15 protein-coding genes are annotated in these 19,906 nt (G+C 45.0%); 13 read left to right on the forward strand and 2 right to left on the reverse strand.

From position 1 onward, the window contains the following. Positions 1-93: 93 nt before the first annotated feature. The 12 genes from JOC27_RS02280 (at position 94) to mutL (ending at position 14,416) form a co-directional block, all read left to right on the forward strand. Positions 94-1,506 (forward strand): FAD-binding oxidoreductase, encoded by a 1,413-nt coding sequence (locus tag JOC27_RS02280; RefSeq protein WP_205005385.1) that lies wholly within the window; start codon positions 94-96, stop codon positions 1,504-1,506. Beyond that, the gene (locus JOC27_RS02285) at positions 1,503-2,789 is read left to right on the forward strand and encodes a (Fe-S)-binding protein (RefSeq protein ID WP_205005386.1); all 1,287 of its coding nucleotides are present in this window, start codon (positions 1,503-1,505) and stop codon (positions 2,787-2,789) included. The genes JOC27_RS02280 and JOC27_RS02285 overlap by 4 nt, the downstream gene beginning before the upstream one ends. 257 nt (positions 2,790-3,046) lie before the next feature. After that, positions 3,047-3,508, forward strand: a complete 462-nt coding sequence (locus tag JOC27_RS02290) for a DUF2975 domain-containing protein (RefSeq protein WP_205005387.1) — start codon at positions 3,047-3,049, stop codon at positions 3,506-3,508. Between the two features lie 11 nt (positions 3,509-3,519). Next, on the forward strand, positions 3,520-3,756 hold the full coding sequence (locus JOC27_RS02295; RefSeq protein ID WP_205005388.1) for a helix-turn-helix domain-containing protein: 237 nt from the start codon (positions 3,520-3,522) through the stop codon (positions 3,754-3,756). Then, positions 3,756-5,249, forward strand: a complete 1,494-nt coding sequence (locus JOC27_RS02300) for a DUF4153 domain-containing protein (RefSeq protein ID WP_205005389.1) — start codon at positions 3,756-3,758, stop codon at positions 5,247-5,249. Before JOC27_RS02295 ends, JOC27_RS02300 begins: the two co-directional genes overlap by 1 nt. A 184-nt stretch (positions 5,250-5,433) precedes the next feature. Continuing rightward, positions 5,434-5,937 carry a MarR family winged helix-turn-helix transcriptional regulator gene (locus JOC27_RS02305; protein WP_205005390.1) on the forward strand — a complete coding sequence of 168 codons (504 nt, stop codon included), beginning with the start codon at positions 5,434-5,436 and terminating at the stop codon, positions 5,935-5,937. Positions 5,938-5,950: 13 nt separating this feature from the next. Next, positions 5,951-6,442, forward strand: a complete 492-nt coding sequence (locus tag JOC27_RS02310) for a glutathione peroxidase (protein WP_205005391.1) — start codon at positions 5,951-5,953, stop codon at positions 6,440-6,442. 144 nt (positions 6,443-6,586) lie between these two features. Beyond that, the gene (miaB, locus tag JOC27_RS02315) at positions 6,587-8,098 is read left to right on the forward strand and encodes a tRNA (N6-isopentenyl adenosine(37)-C2)-methylthiotransferase MiaB (protein ID WP_205005392.1); all 1,512 of its coding nucleotides are present in this window, start codon (positions 6,587-6,589) and stop codon (positions 8,096-8,098) included. Beyond that, the gene (locus tag JOC27_RS02320) at positions 8,095-8,475 is read left to right on the forward strand and encodes a YlbF/YmcA family competence regulator (RefSeq protein WP_205005393.1); all 381 of its coding nucleotides are present in this window, start codon (positions 8,095-8,097) and stop codon (positions 8,473-8,475) included. The genes miaB and JOC27_RS02320 overlap by 4 nt, the downstream gene beginning before the upstream one ends. Before the next feature lie 463 nt (positions 8,476-8,938). Then, complete coding sequence (gene cotE, locus JOC27_RS02325; protein WP_205005394.1) at positions 8,939-9,481, forward strand: outer spore coat protein CotE; 543 nt, start codon at positions 8,939-8,941, stop codon at positions 9,479-9,481. Positions 9,482-9,891: 410 nt separating this feature from the next. Then, positions 9,892-12,498, forward strand: coding sequence for a DNA mismatch repair protein MutS (gene mutS, locus JOC27_RS02330; protein ID WP_205005395.1), 2,607 nt, complete (start codon positions 9,892-9,894; stop codon positions 12,496-12,498). 34 nt (positions 12,499-12,532) lie between these two features. Further along, positions 12,533-14,416: a DNA mismatch repair endonuclease MutL gene (gene mutL, locus JOC27_RS02335; protein WP_205005396.1), complete on the forward strand. Its 1,884-nt coding sequence runs from the start codon at positions 12,533-12,535 to the stop codon at positions 14,414-14,416. 738 nt (positions 14,417-15,154) lie between these two features. On the opposite strand, the gene istB is transcribed toward mutL, so the two are convergent. Beyond that, positions 15,155-15,898 (reverse strand): IS21-like element helper ATPase IstB, encoded by a 744-nt coding sequence (gene istB / locus JOC27_RS02340; RefSeq protein ID WP_205005397.1) that lies wholly within the window; start codon positions 15,896-15,898, stop codon positions 15,155-15,157. After that, positions 15,895-17,445 carry an IS21 family transposase gene (gene istA, locus JOC27_RS02345; protein ID WP_205005398.1) on the reverse strand — a complete coding sequence of 517 codons (1,551 nt, stop codon included), beginning with the start codon at positions 17,443-17,445 and terminating at the stop codon, positions 15,895-15,897. The genes istB and istA overlap by 4 nt, the downstream gene beginning before the upstream one ends. 190 nt (positions 17,446-17,635) lie before the next feature. Between istA and JOC27_RS02350 the strand changes: the two genes are divergently transcribed. After that, positions 17,636-19,594: a glycosyl hydrolase 53 family protein gene (locus JOC27_RS02350; RefSeq protein ID WP_205005399.1), complete on the forward strand. Its 1,959-nt coding sequence runs from the start codon at positions 17,636-17,638 to the stop codon at positions 19,592-19,594. The last annotated feature ends 312 nt before the right edge of the window (positions 19,595-19,906 follow it).

Consider the following 19,906-nt stretch of genomic DNA (forward strand, 5'->3'; position numbering starts at 1 on the left):
ACTGAAATAAACGTATATTTTGCGAAATCAGAAAGTAAGCGTTATCATTGTCAGTAAACAAAACCAATCATTCGTTCTTTGAGGTGAAAAATAATGACCCTGCCGAAAGCAGTGTTGCAAAATCTGAAAAAAGTGATTCGCGACCCGAAACGATTGCTGACCCGTGAAGAAGACCTGCTTAGTTACGGCTATGATGCATCGTTTGGCTTCTACCGACCCGATCTCGTGGTACAGGTTCTGTCTTCGGAAGAAACAGCGGCTGTGATGAAATTGGCGAACCGTTATAAATTACCGGTCACACCAAGGGGACAGGCGTCTAGCCTCAGCGGTGGTCCGCTGCCGGTGAAAGGGGGGATCGTGCTCGATGTCTCTCAATGGAATCAGAAACTGGTCATTGACCCGGAAGATCTTGTCGCTATCGTGTCACCAGGCGTCATTACAGCAGCGATTGACGACGCAGCCGCAGCCTATGGACTGATGTATGCGCCCGATCCAGGCAGCTCGCACTTTTCGACGATCGGCGGCAATCTGGCTGAGAATTCCGGCGGACCAAGGTGCCTGAAATACGGAGTGACTAAAGATTACGTGATTGGTCTTGAAGTGGTGACGCCACAAGGCGAGGTCATCCACACGGGCGGACGGACGGTTAAAAATGTCAGCGGTTATGATCTAACCAAACTGATCGTTGGCTCCGAAGGAACACTTGGCATCATTACTGAAGCGGTACTTCGTCTCGTTCCACGACCGCCAGCCACACGCACGCTAATGGTCAGTTTTAATCATTTTGTCGATTCTGGACGCATGGTGACAAAGATTTTGACTTCCGGCATCCTTCCGTCAAAAATCGAGATGATGGATCAGGCGTCGATTCGGGCAGTGGAAGCATATCGTCCACTTGGGCTGCCGATTGACAGCGAGGCGATTCTGCTTATTCAATTGGATGGTCATCCAGCTGCTATCGACGAAGAGATGCTGAAGATCGAAGAAATCGCGAAACAACTGGACGCAAGAGAAGTGAAAGATGCGGCAACCGAAGAAGAGGCAAAAGAACTGTGGAAGGCGAGGAAACTTGTCTCGCCAGCGATTGTTCGTCATAAACCAACGAAAATTTCCGAGGATGCAACGGTTCCGCGCAGTAAAATTCCAGAGTTCTGCAGGAGACTACAGCAAATCAAGGAAAAATACAAAATTGATCTCGTCGTTTTCGGGCACGCTGGCGACGGAAACTTACATCCGAATATCATCTGTGATAAGCGTAATAAACAAGAAATGGGTCGCGTTGAGCAAGCAATTCAGGCGATATTTTCCGCAGCGCTTGAATTGGGTGGCACGCTTTCTGGTGAGCACGGTATCGGAACCATGAAAAGCGCATTCATGGCTCAAGAGTTCTCCCAAGAAACACTCGATATGATGGAGCGGATCAAGCACGCTTGGGATCCAAACCATATTCTGAATCCCGGCAAGATATTTCCCGAGCCCGGTGTGAAGCTGGTGTTATCGGAATGACTGATGATCCGGCAAATAAACTCGCTTATGATGAAACATTTAGCTGCATTCAATGCGGCACTTGTTTGCCCGCCTGTCCCACCTATAAAACGATGGGCAAAGAGACACAGTCACCGCGCGGGCGAATCAATCTCGTTAAAATGGCTGCTGAAAAGAAAATTCCGCTTGAAGCTATCCGCGAGCCAATCGATCTCTGTCTTGGCTGCCGGGCATGCGAGCGAGTCTGTCCAACAAATGTTCCGTACGGAAAAATCCTCGAGTCAGCAAAAGAGGCCCTGTTTGAGCAACAAAAAGATGCAAGCTCTTTGCTCAAAAGATTAGAAGAGAATTTATTCTATAAACAGATTTTTCCAAAGCACCAAGTCATGGCTGTTGCAGGGAGTCTGCTCTGGTTTTATCAAAAGTCGGGGCTAAAAAATTTGGCACACCTCACCCATTTGACAAAACTTTTGCCAGAAAATCTGGAAACATTCGAACGTGCGACGCCTGACGTTCACGTCCGCGGTATGCATCGGGCTGAGCATGTGAAAAACGAAACAGCGGCTAATTATAAGGTTGCATTTTTCAACGGCTGCGTCATGGATGCTGTATTCGGTCGAATCAATGATATGAGTGTCAAGTTGCTTATAGCGTGCGGCTGTTCGGTTGTCATCCCCCCAAAGCAGACCTGCTGCGGGGCGCTTCATCTGCACGGCGGTCGTCGAGCAGAGAGCAAGGAGCTTGCGCGGCGCAATATCGAAGCCTTTGAGGCTGAAGCACCGGATTTTGTTATTAATAACGCTGGCGGTTGCGGTGCCATGCTCAGTGAATATCCACAACTTTTTGCAGATGAACCGGATTGGAAAGCGCGCGCTGAGCGTTTTTCACAACATTCAATTGATATTAGTGTTTTGCTGGCGAAACTGGATTTGCCACTAAAAAAGACGCTCAATTACCGGGTCACACTTCAACCATCTTGTCATATGACGAATGTGCAAAAAGTTGTCAATGAACCTATCCGTTTAATTCAAAAACTGGACGGGGTCGCTTTTCATCCACTGGATGATCCTGATTTCTGCTGCGGGTCAGCAGGTATCTACAATTTGATTAATTATGAACCAGCGATGGAGATTCTTGATGTGAAAATGGCAGATGTCCAAAAGCAGAATCCGGATGTGATTGTCACAACCAATCCTGGCTGCTTGTTGCAGATGCGCGTCGGCATTGAGCGGGAACGGCTACAAGATCGGATGAAAGCCATGCATTTGGTTGAGTTGTTGGCCGAGGCATGCGGCATCGAATAAAATTTCTTATGGCCGTAATAATTTTTAGATAAAGAGTCAAGTTTATCGAGATACAGATTCAAGCGGCGAAATGAGTCGTTGTTTGAGTCTGTATTTTCTTTTATCGTAAATTAAGATTGAAAGTAAATGTGCAATCGTTAGCCTATAACTTATTGAAATACATAAATAAATTGTTGAAAAACAATAAATAATTATTTCTTATCAATAATTTATATGCTATAATCTCAAGTGAAAATTAAAGTAGAGGTGAGCATGAAATGTTGATTTTGGATCAAAAAGGACTCTCGGGATGGGTCAAACTTTTGCTTGATTTGATCTTTATCGGCGGTGCATTGATTTTTCTGAGCTTACCATGGTCAGTTAATTGGTACGAACGTTTGTTGCCTGAGGAATCAAACGAAAATTATTGGTTCCTACTTATTTTTCTTTATGTCACCGGATTTTTTGCACTGGAGATTGTCTTTGAATTGCGGCGAATATTCAACACACTTAACAAGCATGATCCGTTCCTCATCGAAAATGTACGCAGTCTGCAACATATGGCGGTCGCTTCATTTTTGATAACAGCCGGCTACATCGTTAAAATCATTTTTTTCAACTCGTTCTTAACGATCATTATCGCGATGGTTTTTGTTATTGCTGGACTTTTCTCATTAGTACTTTCAGAAGTCTTTCATCAGGCAGTGATGGTGAAGGAAGAAAATGACTTAACAATTTAGAGGGATGCAAAATGGCGATTATTGTAAATTTAGATGTTGTCATGGCCAAACGAAAAATAAGTGCGACCGATCTCGCGGCACGCGTACAGATTACACCTGCGAATCTGTCGATTTTGAAGAATAACAAAGCGAAAGCAATCCGTTTTTCAACGCTAGAAGCGATCTGCCGTGTCCTTAACTGTCAACCAGGGGATTTACTGGAATATAGGCCGGAACAGGGTGGTATAGAGAAAGGAGATAATGATTGATGAAAAAAAAGATGAATGAAAATTTTAATGAGAAGCATCTGCTTATGAAAAGCGATGTACAATTGTTAATTGGCGCTGTGCTCCTTGGATTACTTGGCGATCAATTTTTTTATGAAAGAAATCTTGGACTCTCTGTACCGCTCTTTATTATCGCATTTTACAGTCTGTATTTTGGTATCATCAATCGAACGATAAATGTCAAATCGAAAACTGTTCCATTTTTGCTTGTAGCAATTTTTTTATTAGCATTAAGCTTTTTCATCCGCAGCAGCAGTGTTTTGTGGCTTTTTGACTTTATGTTACTGCCGTTCTTAATTGTGCTTCATACACTTTTGGCAGAGCATCAAGTCGCTCCTACGGCACCGAAAATTCTTTTCGACTTGCTCTTCGGTTTCCTATATCGTCCGTTTGCTTTCTGTCTGTTGCCGTTCCAGATGGTTGGTAAGTTGCTTAAGCGTAAATCTCATATGCGATCAGACAGTGTCTTTATAAAGATATTGATTGGCATAGGACTGACCGTTCCCTTATTGTTGGTCATTATACCGTTGCTTGCTTCAGCCGATCAGATTTTTAACCGTTTGCTTGGACAGATTCCTCAAGTATTCAATTCATTTAATCTTGGCTCTGTGATTGGTCAGACGATTTTTACGACGATTCTTGCCGTTTGTTCCTTTAGTTATTTGTGGACGCTTCTCCATCCGCAGCAATGGTTTTGGACTGTTCTGAACGAAAAGACAGGTGCAGTACCGAATGATACGCTTGATTCAGTCATTGTTTTAACGATACTGGCAGTTATCAATATGATTTATCTGATTTTTACAGCGATACAGTTTTCGTATTTATTCGGCAAGCTGCCGCAAGGGTATACGTATGCCGGTTATGCCCGCCATGGGTTCTTCGAATTGGTTGCTGTGACGCTCATTAACTTGACGCTGCTACTTTCACTCTTTTATTTTGACAAGCAGAGACGCTCTGCAGTCGCTTGGCTAGAGTCACTGCTGATTGGTTGCACATTGATCATGCTTGTTTCCGCGTTCACACGAATGGCGGTCTATGAGCAAATGTATGGCTACACGCGATTGCGTCTTGTAACCCATGCCTTTATGCTATTCTTGGCGTTTCTCCTGCTGTTTACACTTTATCGTATCTGGCAGCCAAGGGTGCGGATTGTACGCTTTTTTCTTTTGGCTGCACTGACTTTTATTGTTGCGATTAACTACGTCAATATTGATTATTGGATCGCGAAAAACAATATCGATCGTTATCAGCGAACCGGTAAAATTGATTGTAACTATCTAGTCAGCTTATCGGATGATGCCGTTCCTCAACTTGTTCGTCTGATCGGTACGGGGAACGGTCCTGTGCGCCAAACGATTGCTAGAGATTTGGCGATCCGGGAACGGACGCTCGAACGCAGAACACAGTGGCAATCATTCAATCTCTCGGACTATCAGAGCCTAAGATTACTTGAGCATTACCGATTGCAACAATAATGAGTGAAACTGCAAGTCATCTCGGGCGTACGAAAAACCACTTTATCGAGGAACTTTTATCAAAATAGAGAACCAGGATATGCGATGGGCAGATCAATTGCTCGAGCATTTATTTCATGGCATACTTAAATCATCAAATCGGTCGTGCGCGATTGATAATTTCTGCAAAAAGGAGGTGCCGGCGATGGCTGCTCACCAGTCAGCAATCAGACTCGATAATCAAATCTGTTTTGCCGTATACAACGCGAACCGATTGTACAATAAATTTTATCAACTCGCTTTAGCTCCGTTCCAGCTGACGTATCCACAATACGCGGTGCTGCTCGCGCTCTGGGAGGAGGATGCAGTTACACTTCGTGCGTTGGGTCAGAAATTGCATTTGGAAAGCAATACTTTGACGCCGTTACTCAAACGACTCGAAAAGAACGGCTGGGTGACTCGTAAGCGGCCATTAGTAGACAAACGTCAGCTGCTCCTTCACTTAACGGATTTTGGAAAGAAGAAGCAAACAGAAGTCATGCAAGCGGTCCTCGGCTGCGCGAATCAAATGGCATTGAGTGAAGCGAGCTATCATGACTCTTTAAATAAGATTCAAGAACTAAACGTCATACTTTCTCGACAGATTAACGAAATGGAAAATGGCACCTCGTGTATTGCAGAGGAACACCCCACACGATGCGAACAATGAAAGGATGATTTAGATGGGTATTTATGATTACACAGTCAAAGATTTACAGGCCAATAATCTTTCGATGGCAGCCTTCAAAGACAAGGTGCTGCTGATCGTCAATACAGCGACACAATGTGGATTTACGCCGCAATATGAAGGTCTTCAAAAATTGTATGAAAACTATCAAGCAAAGGGTCTGGAAATCCTTGACTTTCCTTGTGATCAATTCGCACATCAGGCACCAGGGAGCAATGAGGAAATCAATCAATTCTGCACGCTACGCTATCACACGACCTTCCCACGCTTCGCAAAGATTGATGTCAACGGTAACGAGGCCGACCCGCTCTATAACTATTTAAAGGAGCAAAAAGGCGGCCTTCTCAGCGCAGCGATCAAATGGAATTTCACAAAATTCCTTGTTGATCGCACAGGAAATGTTGTCGAACGTTACGCGTCGACGGTCAAACCGGAACAAATCGCAAAGAAAATTGAAGAATTGCTTAAGCAGCCTGTTAATGGATGAAAAGGTTATATTTTTAATTATTGAACCGCTCGCAACGTATGCAGGGCGGTTTTTTTGTGCGCTTGACACATTCATGACCCTCTTGAGGGGAGCAGATAGATTCCTTTCTATTAATCCCTGAATTTGCTATAATCAGGAGATGACATGCGGAACAAGGAGGGTTTACTTGTGGTTGCTTCAAAACTTAGCAACGTTGATTTTTCAAAATATTTTCAGCCGCCTTCTCTGAAAGACGCGAGACGCCGCCGCCATGAAGCGGTTCATATTATAAATGATTTCAGCATCCCTGATGACATTCATGAAATCGGTAAAGGGAAGAAATATCTGATCGAGACGTATGGCTGTCAGATGAACGAACACGATACGGAAGTGATGGCCGGTATTCTCGAGGAAATGGGTTACGAGGAAACATCGGAACCAGAACAGGCTGCCATTCTGCTAATTAATACGTGTGCGATCCGCGAAAATGCTGAGAACAAGGTTTTTGGCCATATCGGTAAATACAAGGCATTGAAGCGCGAGAAACCGGATATGGTGCTCGGTATTTGCGGTTGCATGGCGCAGGAAGAGTCTGTTGTCAATAAGATTCTTGAGAAATATCCGTGGGTTGACCTGATTTTCGGTACTCACAATATTCATCGCCTGCCGCAGCTGTTAAGGGAAGCGTTCTTTGGCAAAGAGATGGTCGTCGAGGTGTGGTCAAAAGAAGGCGACATCGTCGAAAATTTGCCGCAGTCGCGGCACGGCCATTTCCAAGCATGGGTTAATATCATGTACGGTTGTGATAAATTCTGCACGTATTGTATCGTGCCGTATACGCGTGGCAAAGAACGCAGCCGCCGTCCTGAAGAAATCATTGCTGAAGTACGGGATTTGGCGCGCCAGGGGTATAAGGAAGTTACTTTGCTCGGTCAGAATGTCAACGCCTACGGAAAAGATTTGAAAGATCTGGAAAACTACGGACTCGGCAATCTTATGGATGAGATGCGCAAAATTGGCATTCCGCGTATACGTTTCACGACAAGCCATCCGAAAGATTTTGACGATCATTTGATCAACGTGCTCGGAAAGGGTGGCAATCTCTGCGAGCACATTCATTTGCCCGTTCAGTCCGGTAATTCGGAAATCCTGAAAATCATGGGTCGCGGCTATACACGCGAGCGTTATCTGGACCTGTTTCATAAAATCAAAGCGGCTGTGCCGAATGCCTCTTTTACGACCGATATCATCGTTGGTTTCCCGAATGAAACAGACGAACAATTTGAAGATACGCTTTCGCTCGTTCGTGAATGCCGCTTTGACGGCGCGTTCACTTTTATTTACTCACCTAGGGCGGGAACGCCGGCAGCCCGGATGAAAGACAATGTGCCGATGGAAGTCAAGAAAGAGCGGTTGCAACGACTTAACGATTTAATCGATCAGTTTTCCGCTGAAAGTAACGCTAAGTATCAGGATAAAATCGTCGAAGTACTTGTCGAAGGTGAAAGTCGCAAAAATTCGAATGTGCTTTCTGGTCATACAAGGACCAATAAAGTTGTCAATTTTTCGGGTCCGAAATCGCTAGTCGGCCAGCTTGTCTCAGTAAAAATTACTGAAGCCAAGCAATGGTCGCTCGATGGCGACTGGCAGCGAGAACCTGAGGTTGCCGGCCGATGAGTGGCTATTCCAAGGAAGAAATCATGCAGGAAGCACGTATTTTAGCTAAGGAAATTGCCGATCTGGAACAGGTACAAACGTATCGGCAAGCCGAGGAAAAACTATCGGCGAATAAAAAAGTAGCTGATTTGATTGAGCGGATCAAACGGCTGCAGAAAGAATCGGTGAATCTCGCTCATTTTCATAAAAATGAAGCGTATAAACGAAATGAAGCAAAAATTGATGCATTGCAAGCGGAGCTCGATGCCATACCAATCGTCCGTCAATATCAAAGCCTGCAGGTGGAAACGAACGACCTGCTTCAGGAAGCGACGGATATTTTGACGAAGAAAGTCAATCAAGCGATTGATACAGCCATGGTTTCAAAAGATCAATAAACACAGGAGGGTGTCTCAAGCTAGAGACACCCTTTTTCAAAATTTTTTGCACAAAAATTCAGCAAGGTGCGCTGGCGCCTTGCGGGAAGAGCAGGACATGGGAAACCCCGCAGATTACTGTCTGTTCGAGAAAGCTCACCTCCTGCCCGCGGTAAGCGAGCAACCAAAGCGAGATAGTTAAAAAAAAGGACTTGGCTAAGCCAAGTTTTTCTTAATGCAAGTGATTTATGATTCAGAAGTTCTCTTGCCGTGCAACGTTCAAAATACTCGCTATTTGGAAAATGCCGCGTCATTTGGTTCACTTTTTCATTTTGTGAGAGGGGCGACTCAAATAAAATTAAATCAGTCAGGCGCCCGTGACGATGATCGAAGATATTTTATTGATCCGCCCTCTTTTTCGATTCACACGTGTTATTCGCCCTGCATAACATGATTGTGAAGAAGGCAAAGGAGGTTTGGACTCTTGGCAGAGAACTACAGAGAAATTATTACGAAAGCTGTCTGTGGCAGAGGGAAAAAATTCAGTCAATCGGCACATACTGTGACACCATCGCATAAACCTTCGAACATCCTTGGATGCTGGGTAATTAATCATAGATACAAGACATCATACAGCAAGGATGCCGTTCTGGTCGAAGGCACATATGAGATCAATACCTGGTATTCGTACAATAACAACACGAAGACAGAGGTTGCCGTTGAAACAGCGACTTATCGCGACCGCGTCCCCCTGACACTACGCGATAAAGAACTAATTAGCCGCGTCGATGTATTGTGCAAACCGCTTCAGGAACCGAATTGTCTCGAAGCGAAAATTTCCGCGAATGGCAACAACGTTGTTGCACAAGTTGAACGCGAATTTCTCGTTGAAATCATCGGTGAAACGAAAGTCAAAGTCAGTGTTGACGGCGATGGTCTGATTGAAGTGGCCAATGAAGAAGAAGAAGAACTGGATAAGGAACTCAGCAACCTGAATTCCGAATTCGTCACTGATGATGACGAATAAAAGAGAGAAATTAAGTTCTCTCTTTTATTCGACGTGATGCAATCAATGAGATCTTAGATGAATTAAGTACCAGAAAAACGATGGTTCCCGCCATGCTCTAAGGAATTGGTTCGCCATGTTTTTCTAATTTCAAGGGATGATAAACTGCACATCATCTGCTCCGGCGACTTTTCAGTTCGGGCAGATTTTTTTTGCACATAAAAGCGCTAAAAAGATTTCCTCGAGTCCAGATCATAGCTTCTTAGCGCTTATTTATAAAACTATATGCGGGAGTGCGCTCGTCCGATACTTGAAATCATTGTCCGGCAGCGACTGGAAAATTTTGCGTGAGGCTGGAACCCGCGCAGAGAAAGGCGTACGATATGCTATAATTATGGGATGAAGAATGAAAGTTGGAGTGAACCGAACCGATGAGCTATACACCAATGATCCAGCAATACCTGGCGATTAAAGCACAATATCAAGATGCCTTTCTCTTTTTTCGTCTCGGCGATTTCTATGAATTGTTTTTTGATGATGCGCTCAAAGCATCGAAAGAATTAGAGATTGCTCTGACCTCGCGAAATGGTGGTAAAGACGAATACATACCGATGTGCGGCGTGCCTTATCATGCCGTCAAACAATATATTAAAGTATTAATTGATAAAGGCTATAAAATCGCAATTTGCGAGCAAATGGAAGATCCGAAGCTGGCAAAAGGCATGGTCAAACGCGAAGTGATCCAGATGATCACGCCGGGCACGATCATGGAAGACGATTCACTACAGCCGAAGCGAAATAATTATCTGGCGGCGATCAGCAGCTTTCCCGACGAATCATTTGCACTCGCCTTCAGCGATTTGACGACTGGTGAAGTGAAGGTGACGGTCGTCAATGGCTGGGATGGCGTGCTGCAGGAACTCGACGCCAACGATGTCCGTGAATTGGTCGCTGCATCCGATTTTCCTCAGGATAGCCGCATGATACTGAACGAACAGATGAATCTGACCCTCTCAGAAGAAGATGAGACAAAGATACCGGAAGCGTTGCAACATCTTTCAGCAGGTATCGATCAAGACAAGTTGCTTACCGCGCTGGGCCGGTTGCTCAGCTATCTGACGACGACGCAGAAACGCTCGCTCGACCATTTGCAACAGGCGTCCGTCTACCACGTACAAGAATATATGATGATTGATCCGCATTCGCGCCGCAATCTCGAATTAACGCAAACGAACCGCGGCAAGAAAACATACGGTTCGCTGCTTTGGCTACTCGATGACGTGAAAACGGCAATGGGCGGCCGGCGGTTGAAGCAATGGATCGAGAAACCGCTGCTTGATCAGGATAAAATCACCACGCGGCTTGATGCGGTGGATGCTTTGAAAACGCATTTACTTGAGCGGGAAACGTTGCGCGATGCGCTAAACGGGGTCTACGACTTGGAACGCCTCGTCGGCCGCGTGTCTTTTGGCAACGTCAATCCGCGTGAAGTTGTGCAATTGAAACGCTCGCTTGATCAGATTCCAGCGATCAAAAAAACATTGGCAGCTATTCCGGCGCCGGCGTTGCAGGACTACGCACAGGAGATGGATCCTTGCGAATCCGTGCGCGCGCTGATTGAACAAGCCATTGTTGACGATCCACCGTTCACAACGTCCGATGGCGGGATGATTCGCGCAGGTTATGACGAGACGTTGGACCGCTATCGCGATGCCTCGAAAAACGGTAAGCGCTGGATCGCCGAATTGGAAGCTCGTGAACGCGAAGAAACCGGCATTAAATCGTTGAAGATCGGCTATAACCGCGTCTTTGGCTACTATATTGAAGTCTCGCGACCAAATCTGAAACTGATTCCAGAAGGCCGGTATGAACGGCGCCAGACGTTGTCAAATGCGGAGCGTTTTATTACACCGGAACTCAAGGAGAAGGAACGCGTGATCCTTGAAGCCGAGGAGAAGCGTGTCGGCCTCGAGTTTCAGCTCTTTGGCGACGTACGTTTGAAAATCAAAAATGAAGCTGCGCGCCTGCAGCAATTGGCGCGACTCGTTAGCGCATTGGACGTCTTGCAAAGCTTTGCATCTGTTAGTGATGCAAATAATTATATCCGACCGGATTTCTCAAATGATCGGACAGTTGCGATTAAAGACAGCCGCCATCCCGTCATCGAAAAAGTGATGAAAAATGGCTTTTTCGTCGCCAACGATATCCAAATGGATCAATCATGCGATATGCTCTTGATTACTGGACCGAATATGGGCGGGAAGAGCACGTATATGCGCCAGGCGGCATTAACTGCGATCATGGCACAGAGCGGTTGTTTCGTTCCCGCGGACAGCGCGTGCTTGCCAATTTATGATCAAATTTTTACACGGATTGGCGCGGCAGATGATTTAGTGTCTGGCCAGAGTACGTTCATGGTTGAAATGGATGAAGCGAAATACGCGTTGACTCATGCAACGCAGAACAGTCTGATTTTACTTGATGAAATCGGGCGCGGCACCTCGACCTATGATGGCATCGCGATTGCGCAGGCGATTGTCGAATACATTCACGACCACATCGCCGCGAAAACGTTTTTCTCGACGCATTATCACGAGCTAACTTTTCTCGATAAAAAGCTGAAACGGCTGAAAAATGTCCACGTCGGTGCGATGGAGGAGAACGGCAACGTCGTCTTTCTTCATAAAGTGCTAAAAGGGCAGGCGGATAAAAGTTACGGAATCCATGTGGCAAAACTGGCTGGTCTGCCGGATCCACTGATTGCACGCGCGGACGCAATTCTTCAAGAACTGGAAGCGGAGAAGCAAACCGCGCCAGCTGAGGCTCGCGAAGCGGTCGTACAGGCAACTGCCGCGACCGAGGTGGATGAGCCCGCGCAACTCGCATTCTTCAACGAACCGGAAGGGACAGACATGAAAAAGCCAGCGAAAAAAGAACAGAAAGTCCTTCGCGAATTGGAAAAAATCGATCTGATGACAATGACGCCAATGGATGCAATGAATAAATTATACAATTTGCAGAGAGCGTTAAAACATTAACTGAAGAAGAAAAACTTGAGAGGGGGGCACGGTAATGGGAGAAATTAAACGATTAAGCGAATCGTTGGCCAATAAAATTGCTGCCGGTGAGGTCGTTGAACGCCCGGCATCCGTTGTTAAAGAACTTGTGGAAAACGCGATTGACGCAGAGGCAATGAGGATTACGATCGACATTGAAGAAGGCGGTATGAAGAAAATTAAGGTGACTGATGACGGTAAAGGGTTTGCGCCGGAGGACTGCGCGATTGCTTTTGAGCGGCATGCTACAAGCAAGATCCGCGACGATTCTGACCTTTTCCACATCCAAACGCTCGGCTTTCGCGGCGAAGCGTTGCCGAGTATTGCCGCTGTCTCCTATCTCGAGCTGAAGACTTCGGACGGTGACCATCCGGGCACACATCTTGTGTTTCAAGCGGGCCATATCATTCAATCTGGACATACCGAAAGCCGGCGTGGCACGGAAATAACGGTCTCCAAGTTGTTTTATAATACACCGGCGCGACTCAAATACTTGAAGAGCATTCACACCGAGCTTGGTAAAATCACGGATGTGATTAACCGGATGGCATTGTCCTATCCGGGCATACGTTTCACACTGACGCATGACGGCAAACAAATTTTTATGACAAACGGCAGCGGTGAATTGAGCCATGTTCTGGCCGCAGTTTATGGTATCCGTACGGCAAAGTCTGCATTGCCGTTTTACGGCGACTCGCTCGATTTCCATATTGAAGGCGTCGCGGTTCATCCGCAGATTTCGCGTGCCGGTCGGCAATATGTTTACATCATTATTAATAAACGCTTTATCATCAACTACCCGATTTTCAACGCGATCATGGCTGGTTACCACACGCTGCTGATGATCGGACGCTATCCAATTTGTGTGCTGCATATTCATATGGATCCGTCGCTGATTGACGTCAATGTTCACCCCTCGAAACTGGAAGCCCGGATCAGCAAGGAAAAAGAGTTGTGCGCGCTGATTTGCGATACACTTCAGAAAACGTTCCATAAGGAGCAGCTCATTCCGCTCGTCAGCACGAGAGATCACGAAAACCACCCGGAGGCGAGCGAGCAGCAGGCAATGAATTTTTCGGAGCGCGTCGTGATCGGACCAGACGTTGGCGGTGCATCTGTGGCAGATAAGTCATTGACGTCTCCAGAGCCAGCAAGCCCCGTTGCGCCAACGTCGGAAGAAATACATGAACAACCAGCGGCGGGGTTTGACGAAGTTGCTTCGGCTAACATCGAAACCGCCAGTACTATAGACGCGAGCGGTCCGATTGATGAAGTTGAACCAGGGGAGACGCTTGAGTCGATTCAGCCGTCGACACGTCGGATACCGAGACTGTGGCCGATCGGACAGATGCACGGCACGTACATCTTTGCCCAGAATGAGGACGGGCTTTATATCATTGACCAGCACGCCGCTCAGGAACGAATCAACTATGAATACTATCGGGAAAAGGTTGGACAAACTGCCCAAGATGTGCAGGAATTGCTCATTCCGATGACTTTCGAATTCAACGCCGCCGAATACGCCACGATTATGGCCTATCACGACTACCTGCAGTCGATCGGCCTCGACTTCGAACCCTTTGGCGACCACACGCTTGTCATTCATGCCCATCCGACATGGATGCCGAAAGGCCGCGAACAACAGATGATCGAAGATATTGTCGACGAACTGCTCGAAAATGGACGTGTCTCGATCAAAAAAATGCGTGAAAAACTAGCAATCATGATGTCTTGTAAACGCGCGATCAAAGCCAATCACTATCTACGCAATGAAGAAATTCAATCCTTGCTTGACACCCTTGCCAAGGCACAAGATCCATTCTCCTGCCCACACGGTCGCCCGGTGATCGTGCATTTTTCAGGATACGAAATGGAAAAGATGTTTAAACGGGTGCAATAAAGCGATTTTATAAACGCCATAAGGCATTTGCGGATATTATGCCCATGTAAGCATTCTTTCTCGATCTTTTGTTCAAAACTTGAAAAACGTTTTGCTCAAAGCGCGCTGGATACGTGCAATTAATTTGATAATACTTTAATAAATCCCTTAAAAAAGGGATTTTTAATTTTTCATTTTTGTATGCGTCAAATGATTATCTCGCTCCCCTTTTTTTAAAACATGAGTGGGTTAATAAAATTTGACATAATTAATGAAAACGTTTAATTTAAGTTTAGTAAAAAGTTTACTAAAAATTATGGTTTCGTCTTATCTCGTTTTGATTTGAAGGGGTACAAAAATTTTTGCAATCCAGAGAAGGTGAGGGAGGATAAAGAAGATTTGTTTCCATTAAAATGGAAACGGTTACAAAAATTGAGTTTTCATAATGCTATTTGAAAATGTTTCGTGTTATCGTTTTTTGAGAGATAAGAAGTATAAAGTTTTTCGCACAAAAATGCAGCGAGGTGCGCTGGTGCCTTGCGGGAAAAGCGAGCAGAGAAGCGCAATTGTTAAAAAAGGACTTAGCTATTTCCAAGTTTTTTTGCCTGAAAAAGCGTATATTCACTCACTAAACCGTTTCGTGTATATTGCCATCGCAAAGATCCACTTGTGCCATATTTCTGAGCCATTTCGGACAAATTTGAGAGCCACTCTTGCCATCGGAAGAGCCACCATCAAGTGATGGTGGCTCAGCTTTATTTATTTCTTTATCCCATGGCGTTCTCTCATGGATACTTCACCGTCAATGAAAATACTATAGGAGTCATGAATGATCCGATCCAAGATCGCATCGGCTAAGGTTGCTTCGCCAATGCTTTCATACCAGCCTTGTGTATCGAATTGTGAGCAGAATATTGTGGATGCTGTTTGATGTCTTGCTTCTACAATTTCAAGTAAATCTCTTGCTTCGTTTCCCTTAAGTGAAGTAAGGAGCCATTCATCGAGAATAAGAAGATTTACCTTTCGGTACATTTTCATTACTTTTTGAAAAATGCCTTCTCCACGGGCGACAGCGAGCTCATCCAATAGATCTGGCAAGCGAACATACTTTACCGTATAAAATTGTCGACATGCAGCGATTCCAAACGCACAGGATAGATAAGATTTACCGTTCCCAGATGCTCCTTTGATAATCAGATTATGGTTTTCTTGAATGTATTGGCCGGACGCTAATCGGAGAATCTGAGTCTTATCCAGTTTACGATCTGGATGATATTCAATATCTTCAATGCATGCTTGAGGATATCGGAATCCAGCATTTATGATGAGACGGGAAAGCTTGTTGTTTTTTCTGCGATCCCATTCTCGATCCACGAGCAGGCTGAATCGTTCTTCAAATGGCATATCATTAAATTGAGGGTTATGAAGCTGTTCGTGATAATACTCAGCCATTGCGCTTAGGCGCATATCATTTAATTTTGAAAGTGTACTGTCATTGGTCATTTTTCTGTCCTCCCGTAATAAGCTGCTCCTCTAATAAATCCATGAGATTTTTGCTGTTCATTTGTATTTCCATGCTCCTGTGACTCTTGCCGCTGTTTATCCTGTCCGGTCTTTAAGATCGTTGTGATGCTTTTAATATTAGGCCTTGGAGAATAACTGAGCGCTCGCATGCACGCGGATTCTAATCGTTCTACTGAATATTTGTCCGCAAGTTTTGAAAGGGCTGAACAGGATTTCAAAGCTTGTTTCTCAACTTTATAGGAATCGAGAAATCCTTGGACCGTTGCCGCTGTATGCGTGCCTATGGTTTTTGACCATGATAAAAAATGTTCTGGAGTAAAAGTTAAGTAGTCTTTGTGTTGATCAGGCATATGATCGGAATTTGTGGATAATTGACCTGATTTTCCATAGATGCGAACATGAGAGGCAATGCGCATGTTATGATAGAAGACTTCGATAATGTGTTGCGTTACGCGAATATCTACTTGATGTTTTAAGTATTCATAGGGAACGGAGTAATACATTTTTTCTACAGATATGTGATAATCATAGGGTACGGTAGCTTTCTTCCAAGTGGCTAATTCGTATGGGGAAGCCGGCAAAGGGAGCAGCGCAAAGCTCTCTTCCTCCGCAAAGGCGGATTGCCTGCTTCCATTTTTATTTTGAAATGGTTTTTGATTGTATTCCACTAATTTTTCTCTAATGGCTTCATTGAGTTCTTGAATGGAAAAGTACTGACCATTTCTTAATGCGGCAATAATCCAGGTCGATATGATTTTTACGCTTCCTTCGACATTGGGCTTATCTTTGGGATGGCGAACTCTAGCAGGGATAATTGCTGTCTGATAATGTTCCGCTAATTCTTGGTAAGTCCGGTTGATAATCGGATCTGTACTTGAGGAATGATCGACCCCCGTCTTGAGATTATCGGGGACAACCGTTCGAGAAACACCGTTAAAAAACTGAAAAGCATGGATATGTGCCTGTATCCAACTCGACGTGTCCATGGATAAAAAACCTTCAACATACGTGTATTGACTGCATGGGAGGACTGCGACAAAAACGTAAGCAGGATGCACTTGCCCAGTGATCGAATTCTTAACTGACGCTGTTTGTCCTGCCCAATCGACTTCCATTGCTTCTCCTGGCTTTCGCTTAATCCGCATCGTTGCCTTTGTCTTTGTGACGTAACGCGTATAAAAGCGACAGAATTGCCGGTAGCTATAAGGGAGCTCTCTTCGCTCACGGCATAATTGAACATATTCGTGCCAAAGCAGAGACAGAGTCACACCGTTTCGAGCCATTTCCTTATAAATGTAATCACAATCCGGTTTCTGTCTCACATCGGAGTGATTCTTTTCCGGAAACAGAAGAGCCTGCAATTCTACGTCATCAACGTCTTTTTCAAGCGGCCATAAAACGTCTTTTTCCTTAGCACGTTTCAAGACGTCACTGACTGTATTCCTAGAACTACCTACACCTGAAGCAATACTTCGAATACTTAAATCCTGCGCATGAAGACGTAAGATTTCACGGTATTTGAGCACACAAAAACCTCCTATTTAATAGATTTGCACCGATGGTGCAAGCCCAATTATACAGGAGGTGGCTCTGGTATGGCACAAGTGGCTCAATATTTTGTCCTAACATGCTCTAAATTATGGCACAGTTGGCACTATTCAATGGCAATATACATTTCGAGAATAAATACGGAACAGAAAAGGATGGATGATGGACGTGAAAAGAAAAAGATCAAATCTCATCGTAACTATTCTTTCCATGATCGGTCTCTTTGTTTTAACCTTTGGCGGAGCTAATTCAGCCATGGCTAAATCAGCCGATTCCCACAGCAAACCGGTAAAATCGAGCATCACCGTTCAGAAAGTAACCGGAATCACCAAAAACACAATTCGCGGTGTAGATATTTCGACACTGATCTCTGAAGAACAGAGCGGGGTCAAATATTACAACAGTAAAGGCAAACAGCAGAATCTTATAAAGATCCTAAAAAAGTCAGGGGTTAACTATGTGCGCATTCGTGTCTGGAATGATCCATACAACAGTGATGGACAGGGTTATGGCGCTGGCAACTCGGATTTAGCTAAAGCCATTCAAATTGGCAGATTGGCGACAAAAAATCACATGAAAGTTCTTATTGATTTTCACTATTCCGATTTCTGGGCTGATCCAGGCAAACAGACCCCTCCGAAAGCTTGGGCGGATTATACGGTCGACCAGAAAATAGACGCCGTTTATCGGTTTACGATGAAAAGTATGGAGAAGCTGAAAAAGGCAAAAGTCGATGTTGGCATGGTGCAGATCGGCAACGAGACCAACGGCTTCTTTATTGGTGAACGAAACTGGACCAATATTTGCAAGCTGTTCAACGCGGGAAGCAAGGCAGTTCGTCAGGTTTCACCAAAATCGCTCGTCGTACTTCATTTCACTAATCCGGAGAAAGCGGGCAACTATAGTTATATCGCTAAGACACTGAACGCTAACAATGTAGATTATGATGTTTTCGCGTCTTCCTATTATCCTTACTGGCATGGGACGACAAGTAACCTAACTGCTGTGCTCAAGAACGTGGCCACGACATATAACAAGAAAGTCATGGTTGCTGAGACATCTTATCCATACACAACAGCAGACGGTGACGGAACAGTGAATGTTGTTACAGGAAAGGGCAGCGATTTCAACTTTCCAACATCGCCTCAAGGACAAGCGACCTCGATACGGAACATTTTTCAGGCAGTTGCTGATGTCGGTCCGGCTGGATTAGGTGTCTTTTATTGGGAGCCGGCATGGATCCCCGTAGGCACACCTGACCGATTGGCACAAAATCAGGATCTGTGGTTGAAATATGGATCGGGCTGGGCTTCAAGTTATGCACAAGATTATGAAAGCGATACGGCGACAGAATGGGGCGGTTCACAGTGGGATAACCAAGCATTATTTGATTTTAGTGGCAAAGCACTGCCATCTCTGAATGTATTTAACTATATTTTCACTGGTTCGACGTCACCGAAAGAGGTCTGGAAAATTCAAAATGATACGCTGACGTTTAATGCCGGTGAACCGATCAGTCTGCCGTCGACAGAACAGATCGTTTATACCGATAATTCAGAAGAAACGCAGGCAGTGACCTGGGATCAATCCCAGGTTACTACACTCAACAACGCAGGACCAGGGACCTATGTGATTGATGGGACACTGAGTAATGGTCTGACGGTCAAACTGACCGTTGTGCTAAAAGCTTATAATTTTGTCGCCAATCCAGGGTTTGAAAATGGTCTGGATCAGTGGAACGTGGTCTATCAAACAAAAGACGCTAACTATGTCGACATGAATACAACCGATGTCACTTCCGGTTCCAAAGCACTCCATTACTGGTCAGCAAATCCGCTGAACTTTGTTGTAAAGCAAACCATTACTGGTCTTGGAGATGGAACCTACGAACTGTCCGCAGAGGCACAAGGCGGCATCACAAGTTCAAGTCAGTTGACTCTCTTTGCTCAGAGCGGCACAACGAATAATGCGCAAAACTTCACACTGTCAGGCTGGCGGAATTGGGTTCAGCCGAAGCTCGACGTAACCGTGCATGGCGGATCGGTTACGATTGGCGTTTCGATTCAGGCGCCAGCACAGTCTTGGGGCTCAATCGACGACTTCTCTTTAACCAAAGTCAGTCATTGAACAAAGCACACTTATCAAGCGAGCGATGAAAAAAATACTGATTTTAATTTCACTAACCCACACCAGTCAAAAAGGTGTGGGTTTTGATATGGCGGATTGTATACCTTTCCACCAAGCCTGACGCCAGCATTTATGGTCAAGAGTCAATCGGTCCGGTCTCGAGAGTAACGATATATTCAAGATTGAGGTTAAGCATAAGGAGACTTTAAGAAGAATTCAGTCTTAAACGCGACATTCCGTTGTATACGTTTTATGTCTTAACCCACTGGCTATAGCAGGTGATAATTTGACAACCAATTCGAACTTGCTAAG

The organism is Sporolactobacillus spathodeae (assembly GCF_016908935.1).
GTDB classification, from domain to species: Bacteria; Bacillota; Bacilli; order Bacillales; family Sporolactobacillaceae; genus Sporolactobacillus; species Sporolactobacillus spathodeae.

What these genes read in the sequence shown, in the direction of transcription:
- JOC27_RS02280 (WP_205005385.1), top strand. Translation starts at nt 94, where the DNA reads ATGACCCTGCCGAAAGCAGTGTTGCAAAATCTGAAAAAAGTGATTCGC.
- JOC27_RS02285 (WP_205005386.1), top strand. Translation starts at nt 1,503, where the DNA reads ATGACTGATGATCCGGCAAATAAACTCGCTTATGATGAAACATTTAGC.
- JOC27_RS02290 (WP_205005387.1), top strand. Translation starts at nt 3,047, where the DNA reads ATGTTGATTTTGGATCAAAAAGGACTCTCGGGATGGGTCAAACTTTTG.
- JOC27_RS02295 (WP_205005388.1), top strand. Translation starts at nt 3,520, where the DNA reads ATGGCGATTATTGTAAATTTAGATGTTGTCATGGCCAAACGAAAAATA.
- JOC27_RS02300 (WP_205005389.1), top strand. Translation starts at nt 3,756, where the DNA reads ATGAAAAAAAAGATGAATGAAAATTTTAATGAGAAGCATCTGCTTATG.
- JOC27_RS02305 (WP_205005390.1), top strand. Translation starts at nt 5,434, where the DNA reads ATGGCTGCTCACCAGTCAGCAATCAGACTCGATAATCAAATCTGTTTT.
- JOC27_RS02310 (WP_205005391.1), top strand. Translation starts at nt 5,951, where the DNA reads ATGGGTATTTATGATTACACAGTCAAAGATTTACAGGCCAATAATCTT.
- miaB (WP_205005392.1), top strand. Translation starts at nt 6,587, where the DNA reads ATGCGGAACAAGGAGGGTTTACTTGTGGTTGCTTCAAAACTTAGCAAC.
- JOC27_RS02320 (WP_205005393.1), top strand. Translation starts at nt 8,095, where the DNA reads ATGAGTGGCTATTCCAAGGAAGAAATCATGCAGGAAGCACGTATTTTA.
- mutS (WP_205005395.1), top strand. Translation starts at nt 9,892, where the DNA reads ATGAGCTATACACCAATGATCCAGCAATACCTGGCGATTAAAGCACAA.
- mutL (WP_205005396.1), top strand. Translation starts at nt 12,533, where the DNA reads ATGGGAGAAATTAAACGATTAAGCGAATCGTTGGCCAATAAAATTGCT.
- istB (WP_205005397.1), bottom strand. Translation starts at nt 15,898, where the DNA reads ATGACCAATGACAGTACACTTTCAAAATTAAATGATATGCGCCTAAGC.